The organism is Streptosporangium subroseum (genome assembly GCF_900188345.1).
Lineage (GTDB): Bacteria > Actinomycetota > Actinomycetes > Streptosporangiales > Streptosporangiaceae > Streptosporangium > Streptosporangium subroseum.
The window spans coordinates 62,064-83,993 of record NZ_FZOD01000044.1 but is presented as its reverse complement, the minus strand read 5'-3'; the positions used below and the strand labels follow the sequence as shown (position 1 = coordinate 83,993).

General features: G+C 70.4%; 17 protein-coding genes. 12 read left to right on the top strand and 5 right to left on the bottom strand.

Annotated features, from left to right (window positions below; translation table 11 throughout):
- Positions 1 to 297, top strand: a 297-nt coding sequence (locus CHC08_RS32695) for a transposase (protein WP_179282341.1), incomplete at its 5' end; no start/stop codon positions are given.
- Positions 298 to 355: 58 nt separating this feature from the next.
- Here CHC08_RS32695 and CHC08_RS32690 read toward each other — a convergent pair.
- The 4 genes from CHC08_RS32690 to CHC08_RS32675 form a co-directional block, all read right to left on the bottom strand.
- The gene (locus tag CHC08_RS32690) at positions 356 to 2,116 is read right to left on the bottom strand and encodes a glycosyltransferase family 2 protein (RefSeq protein WP_179282340.1); all 1,761 of its coding nucleotides are present in this window, start codon (positions 2,114 to 2,116) and stop codon (positions 356 to 358) included.
- A 92-nt stretch (positions 2,117 to 2,208) separates the two neighbouring features.
- Positions 2,209 to 4,131: a glycosyltransferase family 2 protein gene (locus CHC08_RS32685; protein ID WP_089211239.1), complete on the bottom strand. Its 1,923-nt coding sequence runs from the start codon at positions 4,129 to 4,131 to the stop codon at positions 2,209 to 2,211.
- A complete protein-coding gene (locus CHC08_RS32680; RefSeq protein ID WP_089211238.1) occupies positions 4,131 to 5,825 on the bottom strand; it encodes a glycosyltransferase in 1,695 nt (564 codons plus the stop codon). Before CHC08_RS32680 ends, CHC08_RS32685 begins: the two co-directional genes overlap by 1 nt.
- On the bottom strand, positions 5,822 to 6,286 hold the full coding sequence (locus tag CHC08_RS32675) for a hypothetical protein (RefSeq protein ID WP_089211237.1): 465 nt from the start codon (positions 6,284 to 6,286) through the stop codon (positions 5,822 to 5,824). Before CHC08_RS32675 ends, CHC08_RS32680 begins: the two co-directional genes overlap by 4 nt.
- A gap of 230 nt (positions 6,287 to 6,516) precedes the next feature.
- On the opposite strand from CHC08_RS32675, the gene CHC08_RS32670 reads away from it, so the two are divergent.
- A complete protein-coding gene (locus CHC08_RS32670) occupies positions 6,517 to 7,644 on the top strand; it encodes a glycosyltransferase (RefSeq protein ID WP_089211236.1) in 1,128 nt (375 codons plus the stop codon).
- Entirely contained in the window at positions 7,641 to 9,545 is a 1,905-nt protein-coding gene (locus CHC08_RS32665; RefSeq protein ID WP_089211235.1) for a glycosyltransferase family 2 protein, read from the top strand. Before CHC08_RS32670 ends, CHC08_RS32665 begins: the two co-directional genes overlap by 4 nt.
- Before the next feature lie 48 nt (positions 9,546 to 9,593).
- Here the strand turns inward: CHC08_RS32665 and CHC08_RS32660 are convergent, their stop codons facing one another.
- Positions 9,594 to 11,165: a glycosyltransferase gene (locus CHC08_RS32660; protein WP_089211234.1), complete on the bottom strand. Its 1,572-nt coding sequence runs from the start codon at positions 11,163 to 11,165 to the stop codon at positions 9,594 to 9,596.
- Positions 11,166 to 11,384: 219 nt separating this feature from the next.
- Between CHC08_RS32660 and thrC the strand changes: the two genes are divergently transcribed.
- From thrC to CHC08_RS32615, 9 genes are all read left to right on the top strand, one after another.
- Positions 11,385 to 12,443, top strand: a complete 1,059-nt coding sequence (thrC, locus tag CHC08_RS32655) for a threonine synthase (RefSeq protein ID WP_089211233.1) — start codon at positions 11,385 to 11,387, stop codon at positions 12,441 to 12,443.
- Between the two features lie 70 nt (positions 12,444 to 12,513).
- A complete protein-coding gene (gene thrB / locus CHC08_RS32650) occupies positions 12,514 to 13,485 on the top strand; it encodes a homoserine kinase (protein ID WP_089211249.1) in 972 nt (323 codons plus the stop codon).
- A gap of 464 nt (positions 13,486 to 13,949) precedes the next feature.
- Positions 13,950 to 16,163 carry a transcription termination factor Rho gene (gene rho / locus CHC08_RS32645; protein WP_089211232.1) on the top strand — a complete coding sequence of 738 codons (2,214 nt, stop codon included), beginning with the start codon at positions 13,950 to 13,952 and terminating at the stop codon, positions 16,161 to 16,163.
- 237 nt (positions 16,164 to 16,400) lie between these two features.
- Entirely contained in the window at positions 16,401 to 17,720 is a 1,320-nt protein-coding gene (locus CHC08_RS32640) for a sensor histidine kinase (protein ID WP_089211248.1), read from the top strand.
- 11 nt (positions 17,721 to 17,731) lie between these two features.
- Positions 17,732 to 18,376 (top strand): response regulator transcription factor, encoded by a 645-nt coding sequence (locus CHC08_RS32635; RefSeq protein ID WP_089211247.1) that lies wholly within the window; start codon positions 17,732 to 17,734, stop codon positions 18,374 to 18,376.
- A 314-nt stretch (positions 18,377 to 18,690) separates the two neighbouring features.
- Complete coding sequence (gene rpmE / locus CHC08_RS32630; RefSeq protein ID WP_089211231.1) at positions 18,691 to 18,936, top strand: 50S ribosomal protein L31; 246 nt, start codon at positions 18,691 to 18,693, stop codon at positions 18,934 to 18,936.
- A gap of 113 nt (positions 18,937 to 19,049) precedes the next feature.
- Positions 19,050 to 20,102 (top strand): peptide chain release factor 1, encoded by a 1,053-nt coding sequence (gene prfA, locus CHC08_RS32625; RefSeq protein WP_089211230.1) that lies wholly within the window; start codon positions 19,050 to 19,052, stop codon positions 20,100 to 20,102.
- Between the two features lie 9 nt (positions 20,103 to 20,111).
- Complete coding sequence (prmC, locus tag CHC08_RS32620; RefSeq protein ID WP_089211229.1) at positions 20,112 to 20,966, top strand: peptide chain release factor N(5)-glutamine methyltransferase; 855 nt, start codon at positions 20,112 to 20,114, stop codon at positions 20,964 to 20,966.
- A 237-nt stretch (positions 20,967 to 21,203) separates the two neighbouring features.
- Positions 21,204 to 21,869, top strand: a complete 666-nt coding sequence (locus tag CHC08_RS32615) for an L-threonylcarbamoyladenylate synthase (RefSeq protein ID WP_089211228.1) — start codon at positions 21,204 to 21,206, stop codon at positions 21,867 to 21,869.
- The last annotated feature ends 61 nt before the right edge of the window (positions 21,870 to 21,930 follow it).

Below are 21,930 nucleotides of genomic sequence, written 5' to 3'. Positions count from 1 at the left end.
GCCAAGGCCGGGCGCCTGCTGACCATCCGCCCGCACCATGGCCTGATGGCCGCCGCCCGCCACCAGGCCGCCACCGATGCGCCCTGGCAGGCCGACTACCGGCGCTGGCGAGCACCCGTCGAACGCGCCGTCGCCTGGGTCGTGGCCCGCGGCAACCGCCGCCTGCGCTACCTCGGCGCCATCAAAAACGACGCCTGGCTGCACACCCGCGCCGCCGCCCTCAATCTCCGCACCCTGATCAGCCTCGGACTGACCCGCACCAACGGCACCTGGGCGATCGGCCCTTCCAGCGCATAGCGATGAGGGGCATCCCGGCTCGAGACACCCCTCTACCAGCAAGATTTTCAGTGCGCTTCTAGGCGGAATCTCGTACCAGTTTCCGCAGGCGGCGGGTGGCGCGGCTGAGGAACGAGCGTTCCTGCGCCTTGCGCAGGGCCACGGCCTCCAGCCGGCGCTGTTCGGCCTTCTCCCGCCATCTGGAGGTGTCGCGCTGGCCCCTGGCCACCGAGGCGCGCAACTCCTTGAGCTCGGCCCTGAGCGCCGCGACCTGCCGCTGGGCCCGTTCGGTCTCCCGTTTGCGGGACTCGGCCTCCGCGCGCCAGCGCACGGCCTCGCGGTTGCGGTTAGAGGCCCAGGCCGGATAGGCCCGCGCGGCGGGCCGGAACTTCCACGACTCGGCGTCCAGCCAGGTCGCGCCGTAGAGGTCGGCGATCACGTCGTCCAAGGACTCGTCGTCGCGGGTGAAGCGCATCGCACGGGCGACGGCGGCCGTCCGTTCCAGGCGGGCGGTCACGACCCCCGACTCGTTCTCCTCCAGCGCCACGAGAAGCAGGCCCTCGTCGTCCTTCTCCGCCTGCTCGACCAGCAGGGCCAGCGACTCGGCGCCGGGAACCCATCCGGCCGGGCAGGTGAGGCGGAACGGCGCGGGGGCCGAGGTCGGGGGAACCTCCTCGGCGAAGGAGACACGGCTGTCGTGGGCGTACTGTCCCTGGATCAGCCGCAGGTCCAGCAGCGGATCGTCCAGCGGCGCCCGGCGTCCGCCGGTCAGTGACGACCACGGGCCGACCACCGTGACCCGCAGGTCGGGCAGGGTGCTCGCCAGCGCTCCGTCCACGCTCGCCCGGACGTCCTCGAAGGCGGCGCCGAGGGTGTCGACCACGACCTCGACGTAGGGGACCAGCCACTGGCGGCCCGGGTCCGAGCGCAGGTGCCGCCGGTAGGGCACGCGGTCGGCGATGAAGGGGTCGTTGTGCCGCCGGACGTCCTTGGCCCTCCTCATCGCCGTCGTCGTACCCAGGTGCCAGCTCAGCGCGCCGGTCTCCGGGACGAACACCGCGCCCGTCTGGGTGAGCCGGTAGCCGAGCTCGGTGTCCTCACCGAGCGTCAGCGACGGGTCGGTCCCTCCGACGGCCCGGAACAGCGCCGCAGGCAGCGAGACGGTCGCGCCCACGTGGACCCGGTGGAGGAGCGCGCTGGGCGCGTCGCGGAAGCCGCGGTGTCCGGCGACGAGCTCGTCGATCCAGTCGTGCCCGTGGTCGGGATCGGCCTCGAAGAGGGAGGCGGCCCTGTCCTTGGCGACGGCGATCTGGACCTCGGAGGGGGTGGGCGGGGTCCCGGCCATGGCGGTGAAGCGCAGCGTGCCCATGACCACCAGGTAGTCGGCGAGGTGGTGCCAGCGCATGTGCGCCTCGATGTGGTCCCGGTAGGAGACGATGTCGGAGTCCATCCGGTGGATCACCTCGCCGTCCGCGACGGCCGTGCCGGACTCCAGGGCCCAGGCGATGCCCCAGCCGCCGGGAGCGCCGCCGATGAGCCGGGTGCGCTCCGGGGCGATCTCGGGAAGGCGGAGCGGGGGCGCGCTGCCGTCGTCCACGACGATCACTTCGAGAAGGTGCGCGGGGTAGGTCTGGGCGGCGAGGGCGGCCAGCGTGAGGTCGAGCTTCTCCTGGTTCTGCCTGGCGGGGATCACCACGCTCACCGACATGCGCGGCTCCCACGCGCCGATGGCGGGCGGGTCGAGCACGCCGTAGTCGTTGCCGGGGATCCGCGGTGCGCTCACGCCGGGGTGGCCGGTGCCCATGCCGTGGTGGCCGGGAGTCGGTGGTGGTGTGCTCACGCCGTGATGGCCGGAGGGTGGTGCGCTCATGCCGGGGTGACGGGGAATCGGCGGTGTGCTCACGCCGTGATGGCCGGGGGGCGGCGGTGTGCTCACGCCGTCTCCACCGGGAGCTCCATGAGGGCGTTGGGCCGGAAACCGCGCCACTGGCGTCTGTTGCGCCGCAGGAACGTGCCGATCGGCTCGCGCCAGGTGTGGTTGGCGGCGTTGCCGCGACGCAGGATGTATCCCAGACCGTGGGTGCGGTAGATCTGCCCCCCGGCGGCCTGTACGGCGTGCTGGAACTGGGCGTCGATCGTGCCCGGCATCGGCCTGAAACCGCCTACGGCCTCGAAGGTGGAGCGTTCGGCGAAGATGGTTCCCCCGGCGATGAAGTTGGTGATCTGCTCGGTGACCTGCTCCCGGTGGACGGTCACCCCGATCGACGCCAGATAGACGAACTCCGGGACCATGCCCACGACCTCGGCCCCCGAGTACGAATGAGCCAGGAGCAGATCCGACAGGAAGTCCGGCCCGTACCAGTCGTCGTCGTCCACCTTGACGAGGAATGTTCCCGAGGCCCTGGAGGCGGCCTCGTTCAGCACGGTCCCGAACACGGTCTCCTTGCCCGCCTCGAACACGGTCACCGGCCGGTCGAAGGAGGCCAGCGCCGCCACCACGTCGGGATGCCCAGAGGGGATCCCGTGCAGGGTGAGGATCATCTCGAATTCGACGCCGCGCTGCCTGGCCATCTGCTCCAGCGCGAAGCGCACCATCTCCGGGCGGCGGGTGGTGAGCAGTACGGAGATCAGCGGTGTGGGCGCGGCGGGGGCGCCGAGCTGCTCCCAGCGTGCGCGGACACCGTGGGCGCGCAGCGCCTCGCGCCGGAGCCGGATGCTGTGCTCCTCGCGTTCCAGGTCGTCCGCCAGGCCGGGCTCGCCGACCGAGGTCAGCAGCCTGTCCAGTTCCGGCCCGAGAGCTCCCGCCCACCTCGGCACGGCGTCGGAGATCAGGGGCACGCCGGCCGCCGCCAGTCCGGTGACGACCCGGAGCGCGGCCACGGGGCCGCTGTGGCTCCGCCGCCAGTCCACGCGGACCCCCCGGAGCCGCCTGATCCGGTTCACGTCCACGTCGGTGACGCACCCGGAGGTGGCGAAACGGACGAGCGTCTCGCCGTCACAGGTGATCGCCCAGCGGCCGGATTCGACCGACAGGTCGGCCATGCCGAGGGACGGCACGGTGAGGAAGCCCATCGGGTTGACCGAGCGGTCGTCGACGGGCGGGATGGTCCGGGGCTCGGAGAGGTCGCCGAAGGCGGTCTCCAGGATCTTGGCCCCGCCGGGACGGCCGAGCTGTTCCCAGCTCATCAGCTCGGCGACCGGGCGATCCGCCGGGATCTCGTCGCCGGCCCAGGGATCCGGATCCTGACCGGTGACGCGCAGGACCAGGTCGCTGCCGCGGGCGCCGAACCGTTCGGGGACCGGGCCGCTCGCGCCGGCCGGGGCCGCGTTCGGGTCGCCGGGACGCCAGTGGGCCGCTCCGGGACCGGACAGGCCGGCCACGGGCGCCGCGACGACGTCCAGCCGGTGCGCGGCGAACGCCCTGGCGGTCGCGGCGAGGGGCCGGCCGGCGGGCGTGGGCTTGGAGAACCTCGCGTGCACCACCCACGACGGCCGTTTCGGCTGGTGCACGCGTAGCTCGGTCAGCGCCCGCCAGCGATGGGCGGGGGTGGGGGACAGGACCGGCGCGGTGTACCACGGGGGAGTCTCCTCCACGGCGACGACGACCCGAGACGCCAGGGGGAGCAGGGACTGCAGGGTCGCGGCCCTGCGGAGATCGGTCGGCGTCCGGGCGAGCACCAGGATCTCGGCGGCGCTCCCGTCCGGCCGCGGGGCGCCGTCGAGGTCCCCGTCGAGGTCCACCACCTCGTACGGTTCCAGCTCGGTGAACGTCTCGAAACCGGCGTGGTAGACGAGGACGCGCTGCTTGCCGTTGCGCTCCACGGCGGCGCGGACAAGGTCGATCAGAAGAGACATCAGCCGGTTTTCCCCTGGCTTATGGCCGTCGCGATGATCTCTCGCAGAGGGCCGCGCGGCCGCTTGCCCTCCAGCTGCCCGATCTCCGCCCGGAGGCGCTCGGCCTCGGCGCGAAGATCCTTGACCTCGCCCTCCAGCCGTTTCGCCTCGCGCCGCCACCGCGCTGAGTCGGCCCGCCACTTCGCGGGATCCCCGGTGACGGGCTCGGCCTTCCCCGTGGTCGTGAGGTCGAACTGGTCCGCGCCCGCCCAGAACGAGCCGAACAGCTCGTGCACCACGCTGTCGGTGGCATCGGTGGTGAGGGTGTCGTCACCGTGACCGCCGGCGATCAGCAGGGCCGCCCTGGCGAAGGCGGCCGTGCGTTCGAGCCTGATCGCCCTGACTCCCTCGGCTCCCTCGTCGAGCACCACGCTCAGCAGGCCGTACTCCTCGCGCTCGGCGAGTTTCACCAGTTCGGCCAGGCTGTCCGCCCCGAGCACCCACCCGGCGGGGCAGGTGAGGCGGAACGGGGCGGGGGCCGAGGTCCGGGGCGCCTCCTCGGCGAAGGAGACGCGGGGCTCGTGGGCGTAGAGGTTGTGCGTCAGGCGCATGTCGAGCAGCGGCTCGTCCAGGGAGGAGCGACGCCCGCCGGTGAGCGCCGTCCACGGGCCGACGACGGTGACGGCGACGTCGACGACGGTTCCGGCGAGCGCGGCGTCCACGGTTGCCCGGACGTCCTCGTAGGAGGCGTCGCGGGCGTCGACGACGACGTGGACGTAGGGCACCAGCCAGTGTCTGCGCGGGTGGGAGCGCAGCCAGCGCAGGTCGGGGATGAGGTCGGGCAGCACCGACCAGTTGTGCCGGTGCACCTCCTTCTCCCGGCGCATCACCGTGGACGTGCCGAGATGCCAGCCGCGGGCCTGCGGATCGGGGATGAAGACCGCGCCCGCCTGCGCGAGGCGGAAGCCGAGGTCGGTGTCCTCACCCATGTTCAGGGTGGTGTTCACCCCGCCCACAGACCGCAGGAGGGCGGTGGAGACCGAGGTGGTGGCGCCGGAGTGGAGCCGGTAGGCCCCCGCGCCCGCGTCCCGCAGCCACCGGGTCTCCTCCAGCACGCCCGCTCTCCACGTGTGCGGAGCCGACGTCGCGAACAGCTTCTCCGCGTCGCCGGACTCGACGGCCGAGAAGACCTCCTGCGCGGAGGGCCCCGCCTCGTCGGGGGTGAAGCGGACATCGCCGAGAACAACGGCGTAGGAGGCGAGATGGTGCCAGCGCATGTGCGCCTCGAGGTGCTCCCGGTCGAGGATCATGTCGGAGTCGATCCAGTGCAGGACGTCGCCGCCCGCCGTCGCCGCGCCGGTCTGGCGGGCCCAGCCCCGCCCCCAGCGGCCCTCGGGCACCCGGACGAGCCGGGTGTTCACCGGGGCGAGCTCGGGGATTCGCAGCGGCGGATCGCTGCCGTCGTCGGCGACGACCACCTCGGTCAGATGCGAGGGGTAGGTCTGCGCGGCCAGGCAGGCGAGCGTGCGGTCCAGCGCCTCCTGGCAGTCGTACGCCGGGATCACCACGCTGACCGTCAGCCGCGGCTCCCCGTCGCCGAGATCGTGCGGCCGTAGCGATCCGTAGTCGTTGTGCCTGATCCGGGCGTCGGCAGCGGCGTCACGACCCTCCCGGGGGAGATGGGGGGCAGGGGTGCCGGGGGGAGCCTCCGTCATGCCTTCCCCTCTGCTTCGGCCCTGGCCTCGACCGCTTCCAGACGTGGCAGCAGCTCGTGGACCATCTCCTCCATCTCCTGACGCTGGGGCAGGGAGGTGAGCCGGTCCTCTCCGAGGGAGATCAGGATCGCCTGCAGATCCTCGTCGCGCTTGAGCTCACGGTTTCTGAGCAACTCGACGATCTCGTCGAGCCGCCGGTCGAGCCGCTCTGTCACCGCCTTGACATCGGCCAGCTCGGTTTCGTACCGCTTGACTCGGTTGTCAATGCGCATGGCCTTGCCGTCGACTCTGCGGACGCTCATGACCGTCAGAACCTGACAGGCGAGCACTACCGCGATCGCGCCGAGCACGACGGCCGCCGTCGCCGAGATGACATCCGCGCCCGTGAGCAGCGTCAACGCGATCAGCGCACAGAGGCCGATGCTTGCCGCCAGGATTGTCAGTTTTCTGGGCGTGGGCATCCGCGCTTACCTTCCGTACCGCTTCTATCTAAAGATCGTCGACGAGGTAATAATCGAGGCTATCTGCTGTTGAAGTGGAAATATGGCCGTAAAGCGGAAACTCTGAGCTTCCCGTGACCTGGGTAACAGCTGTGAGTGATCGTTTGTAAGCTCCCGCGTCAAATTGCGGGCACTCACGTCAAGTCGAAGTAGGACGAGACGGACTCCTCGGGCATCGCTATCCTTCGCTCGTGCCTGTACAGCCGACTTTCCCCCTTCCGACGCCCGTCGGTTTCCTGCGGTCGGCGGCCGAGGGGGCGGCCGAGCTTTCGTGGACCGGGCAGGGCTGGCTGGCGGCCGGCGAACCGCTCGGTGACCGACTGGACGCCGACGGCGTCGCCCGCCTGAGGCCGCTGCGGGGACTGAACGTCCGATGGCCCTCCTCCCGGGTTCCGGTCGAGGTGATCACGGACCTGGTGGCGGCCGGGGTTCCGCTGCACGCCGCCGACACACCGGCGTGGGTGGAACCCGAACTGGCCGGCCTGCTCGCCGCGTGGACGCCCGAGGAGGGTGACGGCAGCCGGCGGTCCGTGACCGACCTGCGGCGGGAGGAGCACAGCGTACGGCTGCGCCGCCACGGGCTCCGCAGCCGGGCGGGGGCGGCCGCGGAGCCCGTGGCGGCCCTGCCCACGGTGAGCGTCGTCATGTCGAGCATGCGTCCGAACCTGCTGGCTTCGGCACTCGGCCAGATCGCCCGGCAGCGGCGGGTGGAGGTCGAGGTCCTGCTGGGCCTGCACGGCGTCCCCGCCGAGCACGAGGCGGTACGGCGGGCGGTGCGGGAGTTCGACCTGCCGATCACCGTGGTCGAGGCCGGAGCGGAGATCCCCTTCGGGGAGGTGCTCAACCGGGCCGCGTCCAGGGCGAGCGGCGATCACATCACCAAGTGGGACGACGACGACTGGTACGGCCCCGAGCACCTGGCCGATCTTCTCCTCGCGCGGTCCCACACCGGCGCGGACATCGTGGGCACCACGGCCGAGTTCTTCTATCTGGAGCCGCTCAACGCCACGATCCGCCGTACCGACTACACCAGCGAGATCTGGTCCGAGCACGTGGCCGGAGGCACGATCCTGCTCGACCTGGCCGCCTTCCAGGAGCTCGGAGGGTTCCCAGCGCTGCGCGGCGGGGTGGACGCCGCGTTCCTGAAGGCCGCGCGCGGGGCGGAAGCGCGCATCTACCGGACCCACGGCCTCGGCTACATGCTGCGACGTTCGGTGAGCACCGAGCACACCTGGCAGCTCTCACTCGCCCATTTCCTGCGCGTCGCGTCGAACCAGTGGCGCGGTTTCCGCCCGAGCCTGATTCTGGAAAGACCATGACCGCACGGATCACCGGTAACGACTACCGGAGCCTCACGCCCCCCGAGATCGGCGCCTGGACGCCGTCGCTGCGGGTCAGCGTGGTGGTGCCCGCCTACGGCGGCCAGGACAAGCTCGACCTGGTGCTCGCCGGGCTGGCCGGACAGACCTACCCCGCCGCGCTGACCGAGGTCATCGTGGTGGACAACGGCAGCCGACCGCCACTGCGCCTGCCCGACCTTCGCCCCGCGGGGACCCAGTTGATCGTCTGCCCGGTGCCCGGCCGGGCCCACGCCCGAAACGCCGGTCTCCTGGCGGCCACCGGCGACGTGATCCACTGGCTGGACTCCGACGTGGTCCTGGACCGCAGGTCGGTCGAGGCGCACATGCGCTGGCACCACGCTGCGCCGTACCTCGTGGTGACCGGCTACCTGCGCTTCACCCCGGCGGAGCTGCCCGCGCCCGGCGTGGTGGCCGCGGCCGACGACCTGGCCAAGATCTTCGAGCCCGCCGAGCCGCACGCCTGGCTGGTCGACCTGGTCGAGCGGACCGGCGGCCTCGTCGACAATCCGCACCGCGCCTTCAGCCTGCACGTGGGCGGCGCCACCTCGGTCAACGCCGCGCTGCTCGCCCAGGCGGGGCCGATGGACGCCGACCTGATCCTCGGCCAGGACACCGAGATGGGCTACCGGCTGGCCCAGGCGGGCGCCGTGTTCGTGCCCGAGCCGCTGTCCCGCGCCTTCCATCTGGGCCCCACGATGCGGATGCGCGACAAGGCCTCGATCGACCGGGTCAGCCACGCGTTCGTGGCCGACCGGATCCCGGCCTACCGCTGGCTCCGTTCCCACCCGGCCAGGCAGTGGAAGGTGCCCTATCTGGAGGTGGTCGTCGAACTCACCGGCCGGCCGGGGGACGAGTTCGGCTACGACGAGGTCCGCGCCACCGTGGACGCCGTGCTCGCGGGCACCCTGCCCGACGTCGTGATCACCCTCACCGGTCCCTGGGACCGTCTCGGAGCCGAGGGGCGCGCGCCGCTGAAGGACCCGGACCTGGACCTCGTGCTGATCCGCGGCCACTACGCCCACGAGCCCCGGGTGCGCTTCTCGCTGGAGGCCCCCGATTCGGTACGGCCGGCTCCGCCGTACCCGGCGACCGGCGACGGACGGCAGACGGCCGCGGTGCCGTACCGGCTGAGGCTGCCCGCGGGATGGGTACCGGGCGAGGACAGCCTGGCGCGACTGCTCGACCTGGCCAGGGACGACGGCTACGGCCTGGTCTCGGTGCTGCTGGCCGAGGGTTCCGTGAACACCGGTGGAGCCAAGGGCGTCGAAGGTGCCGAGAGCATCGGGGATTCCGCGAACGCCGGGGGCGTCAAGAGCGCTGAGGGTGTCGCGGACGCCGGGAGCACCAAGAGCGCTGAGGGTTCAGGGAACCCCGGGAACGCCCGGGATACCGAGGACCTCGGGGACGCGGGAAAGGCCGGTGACGCCGGGGGATCGGTCCGGGGAGATCGGCGGATCGTCGCGGCCCGGCTGGAGCGGGCGGCGGCGTTCGCCCGCGCCGAGATCGTGCTGGCGGAGGGCGAGGACCTCGACGACGCCGTGGATGACGTCTTCGGGGTGCTGTGGGTGGACGGCGAGACCTACGGGTTCCTGCCCGAGGCCCGGCCGATCGTGGGCCGTCGCGGCTCCTACCGGGCCAGGACCGAGGCGGAGGCCGAGGTGGCCCGGCTCACCAAGGAGGCCGAACGGCTCCGCGGCCAGGTGACCAAATGGCGCGGCGAGGCGGGAACCTGGCGCAAGAGCGCGGTCGAACTGCGGCGCGAGGTCGGCGGCCTGCGCAGGGAGCTGGCCGCCGCGAAGAAGGTCGTCCAGTACGGCCTGCTCTCCTCCGTCAAACGGGCGATCACCCGTCGCCGATGACCACGCCGGCCCCGCCGGGAAGCTCCTCCACGGGTTCGGCTCGGTCGCTCAGCCGGATCGGGGCCTGGTACGGAGCCTGCCGAGCCAGGACTCCGGCCTGGCCTGAGCGGGCTTCTGCGCCGAAGAACGGGCCGGGGAACCGGTTGGCGAGGGCGCGTTCTGGGCCGGGGCGTCCTTCACCGGTTTCCGCACGGGGGGCACGGGCTCCTTCACGGGAGCCGGGGGCGCGGTCTTGACCGGCCAGAACTCCGATCGGTCGCCGTGCCGTACGCCGTGGGTGGCCTTGATCGAGGTGGCGACGTCGCCGGCGCCGAGCAGCTTCGCCCGGCCCAATGCCTCGGTCCGCTCCAGCGTCGCCGTGCCGTCGCCCGCGAGGTCGACGACGAGCATGCCCGGCCGGTCGCTCCCCTGCATCGCGCCGATCATCCGCTCCAGCGAATCGGCTCCCAGCGGGACCGAGACCGGGCCCGTGTAGCGGAACGGGATCGGGGCGGGGGTGTCCGCGACCGTGTCGGCCAGCCGTACCCGCTCGTCGTGGGAGAAGTGCTCACGCAGCAGCCGAAGATCGAAGAAGGGGTCGTCGATCACCGGGTGGCGGCCCTCGGGCAGCTGTGACCACGGGGCGACCAGGGTGACGATCACGTCGCCGACCGTTCCCTCAAGGGCCGCGCTCACCGCCTCGCGCACCCGATCCCCGGGCGCGTCGACGTGGAGCACCACCTCCACGTACGGCACCAGCCACCGCCTGCCCCGGTCCTTGCGCAGGTCACGGCGGAGCGGCACGCGCTGGGCGAGGTAGGGGGCGACGACCTCGACCGCTCGCTCCCTGTCCAGGCGCTGCGCGGGAAGCCCCAGATGCACGGCCTCGGCCGCCATGTCGGGAATGAAGACCACGCCCGCCTGGGCCAGCCGGTAGGCGAACTCGGTGTCCTCACCCCTGAGCACGCCGGGGTCGACCCCGCCCACGGCGTGGAAGGTCTCGCGCCGCATCGACACCGTCGGCCCCGTGCACACGTGGTAGGGGTTGCGGCTGGCCCGCAGGCCGTTGGTGCGCTGGATCGTCTGCTCGGTGGAGCTGGCCAGGGCGTTCGACAGGTCGAAGATCGCTTCGAGCGAGCCTCCGCGCACTCCGTCGTGCACCCGGGAGGCCGAGATCACCGGCTCCTCGACGAACTTCTTCGCGCCGATGGTCACCAGGTAGTCGGCCAGGTGATGCCAGCGGGCCAGCGCCTCGATGTGCTCCCGGCAGACGACCATGTCGGCGTCCAGGCGCTGGATGATCCGGCCCTCCGAGAGGTCGGCGCCGGTGTTGACCGCGTTGGCGGTGCCCCAGCCCGCGGGGTCGGCCATCTCGATCCGGGCGCCCGCCGGAGCGATCTCCGGCAGTCGTAACGGCGGACCGCTGCCGTCGTCGACCACGATCACCTCCATGAGGTGATCGGGATAGGTCTGCGCGGCCAGGGCGGCGAGGGCCAGGTCAAGCCTGTGCTGACCGCCGTACGCCGGAATGATCACGCTGACCGAGAGGCTCGGATCCCATTCGCCGAGTGCGGGCGGATCCAGGGGGGAGTAGTCGTTGTTCCGGATCGGCGGCTGGTCGATCACCGCTTCGTCCGTCATGGTGGGGTGCCCCTTTTGCGCGTATAAGTGTCTGTCAACTCCTGTCAAGGGCTGATGACCCTACCGACCGTTGCTTAGAGTTTCCTGATAGCAAGACATCCGACTTGTCCAATTGGTGGACAACGCATCCCGCTGCCGAGACCGTTGCCCGTAGACTCTTTTCTCAATACCGCAGGTAGTAGGTCGCGCACGGTCTGTCCGCGCGCGGGAGGAGTAATCATGACCAGGGCGTGGCGTGGCCTCATCGAGGAGTACCGTGACCGACTTCCGGTGACCACGGCGACGCCCGTTGTCACGCTTCTGGAGGGCGGCACGCCGCTCATCCCGGCGAACAGGGTTTCGGCGCTGACCGGCTGCGAGGTCTATCTCAAGGTCGAGGGCCTGAACCCGACCGGCAGTTTCAAGGACCGTGGCATGACCATGGCCATCAGCAAGGCCGTCGAGGACGGCGCGAAGGCCGTCATCTGCGCCTCCACCGGCAACACCAGCGCCTCCGCCGCCGCCTACGCGGTCCGTGCGGGCCTGACCTGCGCCGTGCTGGTGCCCCGAGGCAAGATCGCGATGGGCAAGCTGGCCCAGGCGCTGGTCCACGGGGCCAAGCTGCTCCAGGTCGAGGGCTCGTTCGACGACTGCCTCGACATGACCAGGAAGCTGTCGGAGAACTACCCGATCGCGCTGGTCAACTCGGTGAACCCGTTCCGGCTCCAGGGCCAGAAGACCGCCGCCTTCGAGATCGTGGACACCCTGGGCGACGCCCCCGACATCCACTGCATCCCGGTCGGCAACGCCGGCAACATCTCGGCCTACTGGATGGGCTACACCGAGTACGCCGGGGACGGCATCGCGTCCAGGACGCCCCGGATGTTCGGCTTCCAGGCCAGCGGCGCCGCGCCGATCGTCAACGGCGCGCCGGTGACCCACCCGCACACGATCGCCACCGCGATCCGCATCGGAAACCCCGCCTCCTGGCAGCTCGCCGAGGCCGCCCGTGACGAGTCGGGCGGAGTCATCCAGGCCGTCACCGACCGCCGGATCGCCGCCGCCTACAAGCTGCTGGCCCAGGAGGAGGGCGTGTTCGTCGAGCTCGCCTCGGCCGCCAGCGTGGCGGGCCTCCTCCAGGCCCACGAGCAGGGACTGGTCGAGCCCGGCCAGCGCATCGTGTGCACGGTGACAGGAAACGGCCTCAAGGACCCCGACTGGGCCATCTCGGGCGCTCCCACCCCGGTGACGATCCCGATCGACGCCTTCGCCGCCGCCACCGCCCTCGAACTCGCCTAAGCGTTAGGCCTGAGCGTTAAGGAGTAGGGGCGTGATCCTCCTTTCGGAGGGGTCACGCCCCGGAATCTCGATGACCGACAGCAGCAGAGTCGTCGTCCGGGTCCCGGCGACGTCGGCCAATCTCGGACCCGGGTTCGACACGCTGGGGCTGGCCCTCAGCCTGTACGACGAGGTCGAGGCCTCGCTCTTCGAACCCTCGGAAGATCCCGCCTCCCCGGGCGTCGTCATAGAGATCGAGGGCGAGGGGGCGGGCGAGCTCGACCTGGGCGAGGGCCATCTCATCGTGAGGACGATGCGCGTGACCTTCGACGAGATGGGGGTTCCGCAGCCGCGCGGCATCCGGCTGCGCTGCCTGAACCGCATCCCGCACGCCCGCGGCCTCGGATCCTCCTCGGCGGCGATCTGCGCGGGAATCCTCGCCGCACGCGCGCTGGCCGGCACGTCGTATCCGGCGGGTTCGGGCCGGCCCCTCGTACGGCCCGAGTTCACCGATGACGACGTCTTCGCGCTGGCCACCGAGATCGAGGGCCATCCCGACAACGTGGCGCCGTGTCTCGCGGGCGGGCTGACCATCGCATGGACGGATCAGTCGGATGCGCCGCATATGGTGAAGCTGATTCCACATGCCGACATCCGGCCCGTGGCCATCATTCCCCGGAACAGGCTCTCCACAGAGGTCGCCCGGGGGCTTCTCCCCAAGGACGTGCCGCACGTCGACGCGTCCGCCAACGCCGGCCGGGCCGCGCTGCTGATCGCCGCGTTGACCGGAAGGCCCGAAGCGAAGCTGCTACTGGCCGCGACGGAAGATCGTCTCCATCAAAATTACCGCGCGCCTGCGATGCCGCGGACCGCGGATCTGATAGAACGATTGCGCGGGATCGGCGTTCCCACGGTTGTCTCGGGAGCCGGTCCCACGATTCTTGCGTTTTCGACTGCGGATACGCAGGATTTGATCGCACCAGAAGTGGGTACTGACTGGCACATCCAGCCACTGGATGTCGAAACCCGCGGTGCTTGCGTTGTTTCTCCCGAGACACGCTGATACCTCTTCGACCTTCAGGGAATAGCTGTGTGCGCTGGTGATGTTAGGCTGATAGCCGCACCAGGTGCCCCGTGTTGGGTGCGTGCTTGTCAGTCACACATCGCTGCACCATGCCTCACTTCGTGAGACATGAGCGCCGCAGTGGCCTCCCCGAATCCGTCGCCTCCGAATGCTCCACATTCGGTTGGGGCAACGAGAGGCGGCGTTTTAGGGGACATGCGCGTTCGATCTACCTCGACATCTGGTTGCCGGTAACAATCCGGGGGGTGTCCTCCAAACCCCACCGCCGGCGAATCTCGCTGGTGGCGGTCTGGACAAGCCCTTCTCCGACAGTGGCGGCGGTTCTCATGGACCGTCGAGGATCGCAACGTGCAACCCGACCCGGTCTGTCCCACCGGGTTGATCGCACCACCGGGACGATTGGCTGATCATGGCCACGCCCGACCCCTGGGAAGGACCCATTAGTGAGCGACACCACCGAACTCCTCTCCGACACCGGCACACTGCCGGCGGCCGGCGACACCCCCATCCGCGCCGCGGCCAAGCCGCGTCGTCGCTCCGGCACCGGCCTGTCCGCCATGGTGCTGCCCGAGCTGCAAGCCATGGCGTCAGGCCTTGGCATCAGCGGGACCGGGCGGATGCGCAAGAGCCAGCTCATCGCGGCCATCCAGGAGAAGCAGGGCGTATCCACGGAGAGCGCCCCGGCTTCCACCCCCGCTCCCGCCACCGTCAAGGAGACTCCGGCGGCCCCGGCCGCCGTGGCCGAGCCTGCGGCCGAGCGGGTCACCGAGCGTCCGGCGCGCACGCGGAGGGAACGTTCCCGCCCCGTCGCCGCCGTCGCCGAGCCCGTCGTGGAGCAGGCGCCCCTCGCGCCTGAGCCCGTGGCCGCGGTCGTCGCCGCCGAGCCCGTCGTGGAGCAGCAGCAGCTCGACACCGGCCAGAACGAAGGCCGCGCCGAGCGTGGCGAGGGCCGTCGCGAGCGTAGCGACCGTCGTGGTCGCAACAGCGAGCGTGGCGAGCGGACCAACGACCGGCGTGAGCGCGGCGACAGCCGCACCGACCAGCGCGCCGCCGACCCCGGCCAGAGCCGCGGCGACCGCGGCAGCGACCGTGGCGAGCGCCTCAACACCGACCGTGGTGACCGCCTCAACGACCGTGGTGACCGCGGTGACCGCCTCAACGATCGCGGTGACCGTGGCGAGCGCCTCAACACCGACCGCGGCGAGCGCCTCAACGACCGTGGTGACCGCGGTGACCGCCTCAACGACCGTGGCGACCGTGGCGACCGTGGCGAGCGGACCGGCGACCGTGGTGACCGCCTCAACGATCGCGGTGACCGTGGCGAGCGGACCGGCGACCGTGGCGACCGTCTCAACGACCGTGGCGACCGCGGCCCGCAGAACCGTGGCCCGCAGGACCGCAACGACCAGCACGGCATCGGCGAAGACGACGACCGTCGCGGCCGTCGCGGCCGGTTCCGTGAGCGGAACCGTCGCGGCCGTGACCGCTTCGACAGCAACGAGCCCGTGGTGGGCGACGACGACGTCCTGATCCCGATCGCCGGCATCCTGGACATCCTCGACAACTACGCGTTCGTCAGGACCAGCGGCTACCTGCCGGGCTCCAACGACGTCTACGTCTCGCTGGCCCAGATCCGCCGCAACGGCCTGCGCAAGGGTGACGTCGTCACCGGCGCCGTCCGCCAGCCCCGCGACGGTGAGCGCCGCGAGAAGTTCAACGCGCTCGTCCGCCTCGACACGGTCAACGGCATGGACCCGGAGCAGGCGCGGCAGAGGCCCGACTTCAACAAGCTCGTCCCGCTGTACCCCCAGGAGCGGCTGCGTCTGGAGACCGAGCCGAACATCCTGACCACCAGGATCATCGACATGGTGGCGCCGATCGGCAAGGGCCAGCGCGGTCTCATCGTCTCCCCGCCCAAGGCCGGCAAGACGATGGTGCTCCAGGCGATCGCCAACGCGATCGCCCAGAACAACCCCGAGTGCCACCTGATGGTCGTCCTGGTGGACGAGCGTCCGGAAGAGGTCACCGACATGCAGCGGTCGGTGAAGGGCGAGGTCATCCACTCGACCTTCGACCGTCCGGCCGAAGATCACACCACGGTCGCCGAGCTCGCCATCGAGCGTGCCAAGCGTCTGGTGGAGCTCGGCCACGACGTCGTCGTGCTGCTCGACTCGATCACCCGTCTGGGCCGGGCCTACAACCTGGCGGCCCCGGCCTCCGGCCGGATCCTGTCCGGTGGTGTCGACTCGACCGCGCTCTACCCGCCGAAGCGCTTCTTCGGTGCCGCCCGCAACATCGAGAACGGCGGCTCGCTGACGATCATCGCCACGGCACTGGTCGAGACCGGTTCCAAGATGGACGAGGTCATCTTCGAGGAGTTCAAGGGCACAGGAAACCTGGAGCTCAAGCTCAACCGCTCGCTCGCGGACAAGCGGATCTTCCCGGCGGTGGACGTCGACGCGTCCAGCACCCGTAAGGAAGAGATCCTCATGGGCAAGGACGAGCTGCAGATCACCTGGAAGCTGCGGCGCGTGCTGCACGCTCTGGACATGCAGCAGGCTCTGGAGCTTCTCCTGGAGAAGATGCGGGAGACCAAGTCCAACGCGGAGTTCCTGCTCCAGGTCCAGAAGACGACGGTCAGCTCCGAGCGCGACTGACGGTCCCGCAACACCGATCATCCTGACGTACGGCGAACGCCCCGGTCACCACGACCGGGGCGTTCGCCGTCTCCGGGGTCTTGTGTGACCGGAGACTTCGGGATATCCCTACTTCAGAACGCCCGCCTGCCTCATTCTGCCCAGCCGGCACCCTCCAACAGGCTTGGATGGTCCGAGGCGAGGTCCGGGCGTCGGCCATAGCCGTGATCGCAGCTCGTGAAGACGGAGGGTGAGCGCATGGTGGCCGAGACCGCAGCAGGCCGACCGGTGACAGGGACGCCGCTCCGCCGACGCGTCCCGCTGGGGCCGAACGGGCCCGTGGGGATGCTCGTCGATCCGATGACCTGGCGGGCGGTGCCTTACCTCCTGGTGAGCATGTTGTACGGCATCGCCTGCTTCGCCGTCCTGGCATCGGCGATCCTGCTCTCCCTGGTCCTGGCGATCGTGTGGGTGGGGGTGCCGCTGCTCGCACTGACCATGCTGGCCTGGCGCGGCGCGGCGACGCTCGAGCGCCGGTTCCTCCGGCTGGCCTTCGGGGTCGAGATCCCCGTTCCCTACCGGCCCTCCGAGGGCGACAACCTGTTCCTGCGGTGGAAGGACATGTTCGTCGACCCCGCGACCTGGAAGGACCTTCTCTATCTTCTGCTGTTGCTGCCGATCGGGATCGGGGAGTTTGTCGTCTCGGTGGTCCTGTGGTGCTTCGCGCTCGGCCTGACCCTCGCGCCGTTGCCCCTGCTGCTCCTCGGCGAGCCGATGACGCCCGGCGGTGAGTTGCTGATCGACACCGTGCCCGAGGCACTGCTGTGCATGGTCGTCGGGACCGGGTTCTTCCTCGCCGCGCTCTACGCGACCCGGGGGATGGCGTGGCTGCACGCGCTGTTCGGCCTCGCGTTGCTGGGGACGGGGGAGAAGAACCGGCTGGTCGCCCGTGCGGCGTATCTGCGGGCCAGCAGGGCTCGCGGGGTCGACGCGGCCGAGGCCGAGCGGCGCAGGATCGAGCGCGACCTGCACGACGGCGCTCAGCAGCGGCTGCTCTCCGTCGCCATGGACCTGGGCCGAGCCCAGGCCAAGATGGACTCCGACCCCGAAGGGGCCAGGGAGCTCCTGGCTCAGGCGCACACCGGCACCAAGGCCGCCATCGCCGAGCTACGTGATCTCGCGAGAGGGATCTACCCGGCGATCCTCACCGACAGGGGGCTGAGCGCGGCGCTCTCCTCGCTCGCGGCCCGTGCGCCCGTGCGGGTGGATCTGTCGGTGGAGGTGTCCCATCGCCCGCCGGCGGCCGTGGAGAGCATCGCCTATTTCATCGTGGCCGAATGTCTGACCAACCTGGCCAAGCACTCCGAGGCCACCGAGGCGTTCATCCGGGTCAGCCGCCAGGATCAGCGGGTGATCGTCGAGGTGTACGACAACGGGGTCGGTGCCGCGGTGCCGCGTTCCGGGGGCGGTCTCGCGGGGCTGGCGGACCGGGCGGCGACCATCGACGGCACCCTGAGCGTGGACAGTCCGCTCGGGGGTCCCACGATGATCCGGGCCGAACTGCCCTGCGAGTGGTGAGGGCCGAGCGCATGCGGGTAGTGATCGCCGAAGACTCGGTGCTGCTGCGTGAGGGATTGGCCAGGCTGCTGGCCGACGGTGGGATCGAGACCGTCGGGGTGGCGGGGGACGGCCCGGGGCTGGTGACCGCGGTGGCCCAGTATGATCCCGACCTGGCGATCGTGGACGTGCGGATGCCGCCGACCCATACCGACGAGGGCCTGCGCGCGGCCCTGGAGGCCAGGTCGCGGCGGCCGGGGCTGCCGATCCTGGTGCTGTCGCAGTATGTGGAGGAGCAGTACGCCACCGAGCTGATCGGCGGGGGCGCCGCGGCGGTCGGCTACCTGCTCAAGGAGCGGATAGCGGACGTGGCGGAGTTTCTCGACGCGGTGCGCCGGGTGGCGGCCGGAGGGACGGTCATCGACCCCGAGGTGATCGGGCAGCTGCTGAGCCGCCAGCGCAAGGGGGACCCGCTGGAATCCCTGACCGTCAGGGAGGGAGAGGTCCTGGCCCTGATGGCCGAGGGCCGCTCGAACACGGCGGTCGCCGGGCGCATGCTCGTCACCGAGGGCGCGGTGGAGAAGCACATCTCCAGCATCTTCACCAAGCTCGGCCTCGAACCCGCCTCCGACGACCACCGCCGGGTTCTCGCCGTGCTCGCCTATCTGGGCAGGTGACCTCGGGCCCGCCTCCGACGGCCGTCGCAGGGTCCTCGCCTACCCGGGCAGGTGGCCAAGATGAAGAACAGGCAAAGATGAGGTGCGGGGATCTGCGCCCGATGCCGCCCGTGCGACCCGCCTGCGGACACGGGTCATGGCCGCCGGGGAATGTCTTGTGGCCTGGGATGGTTGGAGGATCTGGCACACTGGTAGCCGAACTGCAGTGGTTCCGGTTCCCGCCCGCGCGCACCTCGGTGTGCTCAGCGCGCAAGCCTTACAGGCGAGAGACAGTGGCGACCCGGCGACCGTGCTTTGGAGAGGATCGAAAAGACATGAAGCCCGACATTCACCCGGAGTACATCACTACCGTGGTGACCTGTACCTGTGGTAGCTCTTTCACCACCCGTAGCACCGCCAAGGGTGGCGCGATCCACGCTGACGTGTGCTCGGCCTGTCACCCCTTCTACACCGGCAAGCAGAAGATCCTCGACACCGGCGGCCGGGTGGCACGCTTCGAGAAGCGCTTCGGCAAGAAGCCCACGGCGGAGGCAGCAGCAGAGCCCACGCCGGGCCAGTAGCCTCGTCTCGACGCCGGCTCGGAACCACCCCTCCGTTTTCTGGAGGGGTGCACCCGGGTCGGCGTTCGTGGTGATTAGGCAGGCTTCAAAGCGCTTTCAAGGAAGGACGCACGGTGAACCTCGACGAGCTACTCAGTGAGTACGCCGAGCTGGAACTCAAGCTCGCCGATCCCACCGTGCACGCCAACCAGACACAGGCCCGCACCTTCGGCAGGCGCTACGCCGAGCTGACCCCGATCATCACCACCTATCGGGAGCTCGAAGGGGTGCAGGACGATCTCGGAACGGCCAGGGAGCTGGCGTCCGAGGACCAGGCCTTCGCCGAGGAGGCCAAGGAGCTCGAAGCCCGGATCCCCGAGCTGGAAGAGAAGCTCAGGCACCTGCTGATCCCGCGTGATCCCAATGATGACAAGGACATCATCATGGAGATCAAGGCGGGCGAGGGCGGCGAGGAGTCCGCGCTGTTCGCCGGTGACCTCCTGCGGATGTACCTGCGGTACGCCGAGCGAATCGGCTGGAAGACCGAGCTCATCGACGCCACCTACTCCGATCTCGGCGGCTACAAGGACGTCACGGTCGCCCTGAAGGCCAGGGGCGACGAAGGCGTCTGGTCGAGGCTGAAGTTCGAGGGCGGCGTTCACCGCGTCCAGCGGGTGCCGGTCACCGAGTCGCAGGGCCGCATCCACACCAGCGCCGCCGGCGTACTGGTCTACCCGGAGGCGGAGGACGTCGACGTCCAGATCGATCCGAACGACCTTCGCATCGACGTCTACCGGTCCAGCGGCCCCGGCGGCCAGAGCGTCAACACCACCGACTCGGCCGTGCGCATCACGCACGTCCCGACCGGCGTGGTCGCCTCCTGCCAGAACGAGAAGAGCCAGCTCCAGAACAAGGAGTCGGCCATGCGCATTCTGAGGGCCCGTCTTCAGGCCATCGCCGAGGAAGAGGCCAACGCCGCCGCGATGGCCGAGCGCAAGTCCCAGATCCGGACGGTCGACCGCTCCGAGCGGATCCGCACCTACAACTTCCCCGAGAACCGCATCTCCGACCATCGCGTCGGCTTCAAGGCCTACAACCTCGACCAGGTGCTCGACGGTGACCTCACCGCCGTCATCCAGTCCCTGCTCGACGCCGAGATGGCGGAGAAGCTCGCCGCTCACTCATAGAACGCGCCCATGACCTTTCTGCTGGACGAGATCGCCCTCGCCACCGCCCGGCTCGCCGAGGCAGGTGTGCCGTCGCCGCGCACCGACGCCGAGGAGATCGCCGCGTGCGTTCACGGTGTGCGGCGCAGTGAGCTGCACATGGTGAAGGACTCGGACTTCGACGCGCTGTTCTGGGAGGGCGTCGCCCGGCGGGAGTCCCGCGAGCCGTTGCAGCACATCACCGGGCGGGCGTACTTCCGCTACCTGTCCCTGGAGGTCGGGCCGGGCGTTTTTGTGCCGCGCCCGGAGACCGAGGTCGTGGCCGGTTGGGCCATCGAGCGGCTGCGGGAGATGGACGTCGCCTCGCCGGTGGTCGTAGATCTCGGCACCGGTTCCGGCGCCATCGCGCTGTCCATCGCCCAGGAGGTCGCCCTGGCCACGGTGCACGCGGTCGAGGTCGATCCGGACGCCTACCGCTGGGCCAAACGCAACATCCTGGAGCACGGTCAGGGCCGCGTCCACCTGCATCCCGAGGATCTGGCCGACGCTCTGTCCGAGCTCAACGGCCAGGCCGACCTGGTGATCTCCAACCCGCCCTACATCCCGCCGGGCGCCATTCCCCGCGACCCCGAGGTCCGTGACTACGACCCGCACCGTGCTCTGTACGGCTCGGGCAGCGACGGCCTCGACGAGGTCAGGGCGGTCGAACGGACCGCCAGGCGGCTGCTCCGCCCCGGTGGGTTCGTCGCCGTGGAGCACGCCGACCAGCAGGGCACCCCGGTCTATCTGATCTTCTCCGAGGACAACGGATGGCGCGACGTCCGCAGCCGCCAGGACCTCACCCGCAGGGACCGCTTCGTCACCGCCCGTTTTGGCCAGGAATAGGATGGCACGACGTGAGTGACCGTAGTGAGCCGGTGGACACCGCAGCCCTTGGCTCACTGACGGCGAGCCTTCAGGCGAGGAGGCGCGCGAGATGAGCGGACCAGTAAACACAGCAGCCCTAGGCTCACTGATGACGAGCCTTTAGGCGAGGAGGCGCGCGAGTGAGCGTAGCGAGTGAACCAGTAAACACAGCAGCCCTAGGCTCACTGATGGCGAGCCTTTAGGCGAGGAGGCAAAGTGAGCCGTAGTTATGACTGCACAGACCCCGAGCAGCGAGCCGCAGGTCTGACCGACGCCGCGTCAGCCGTACGGCGGGGCGAGCTCGTGGTGCTCCCGACCGACACCGTCTACGGCATCGGAGCGGACGCCTTCACCCCGGCGGCGGTCGCCTCGCTGCTGGAGGCCAAGGGACGTGGCCGGGACATGCCGGTGCCCGTGCTGGTCGGGACCGTGCGGGCCGCCAACGCCCTCGTGGAGAACCTCGGCCCGTACGGCCAGGATCTCATCGACGCCTTCTGGCCCGGCCCGCTCACGCTGATCTGCCGCGTGAACCGGTCGCTGTCGTGGGACCTGGGCGACAGCAAGGGCACCGTCGCCCTCCGGATGCCACTGCACTCGGTCGCCCTCGACCTGCTCAAGGAGACCGGCCCGATGGCGGTCTCCAGCGCCAACCGGTCCGGCGCCCCGGCCGCGACCACGGCCGGTGACGCGGAGAAGCAGCTGGGCGACTCGGTCTCGATCTATCTCGACGGCGGCCCGTGTGACGACAACACCCCGTCCACGATCCTCGACCTGACCACGGCGGTGCCCCGGCTGCTACGCCGCGGGGCCATCTCGGTGGAGAAGCTGCGTGGCGTGATCGGTTACGTCGCCACCGACGGCGGATCCGAGTCCGACGGGTGACGTAGACCCGGGCGCTCCACGCCGGCGTTCGGCCGGCGGGACCGGCCCGGGACGCCGGCCG

Coding starts and splice junctions, on each gene's coding strand:
- CHC08_RS32635 (WP_089211247.1), top strand. CDS start 17,732: ATGCGGGTAGTGATCGCCGAAGACTCGGTGCTGCTGCGTGAGGGATTG.
- CHC08_RS32640 (WP_089211248.1), top strand. CDS start 16,401: ATGGTGGCCGAGACCGCAGCAGGCCGACCGGTGACAGGGACGCCGCTC.
- CHC08_RS32675 (WP_089211237.1), bottom strand. CDS start 6,286: ATGCCCACGCCCAGAAAACTGACAATCCTGGCGGCAAGCATCGGCCTC.
- CHC08_RS32665 (WP_089211235.1), top strand. CDS start 7,641: ATGACCGCACGGATCACCGGTAACGACTACCGGAGCCTCACGCCCCCC.
- thrB (WP_089211249.1), top strand. CDS start 12,514: ATGACCGACAGCAGCAGAGTCGTCGTCCGGGTCCCGGCGACGTCGGCC.
- prmC (WP_089211229.1), top strand. CDS start 20,112: ATGACCTTTCTGCTGGACGAGATCGCCCTCGCCACCGCCCGGCTCGCC.
- CHC08_RS32685 (WP_089211239.1), bottom strand. CDS start 4,131: ATGTCTCTTCTGATCGACCTTGTCCGCGCCGCCGTGGAGCGCAACGGC.
- CHC08_RS32680 (WP_089211238.1), bottom strand. CDS start 5,825: ATGACGGAGGCTCCCCCCGGCACCCCTGCCCCCCATCTCCCCCGGGAG.
- CHC08_RS32660 (WP_089211234.1), bottom strand. CDS start 11,165: ATGACGGACGAAGCGGTGATCGACCAGCCGCCGATCCGGAACAACGAC.
- rpmE (WP_089211231.1), top strand. CDS start 18,691: ATGAAGCCCGACATTCACCCGGAGTACATCACTACCGTGGTGACCTGT.
- thrC (WP_089211233.1), top strand. CDS start 11,385: ATGACCAGGGCGTGGCGTGGCCTCATCGAGGAGTACCGTGACCGACTT.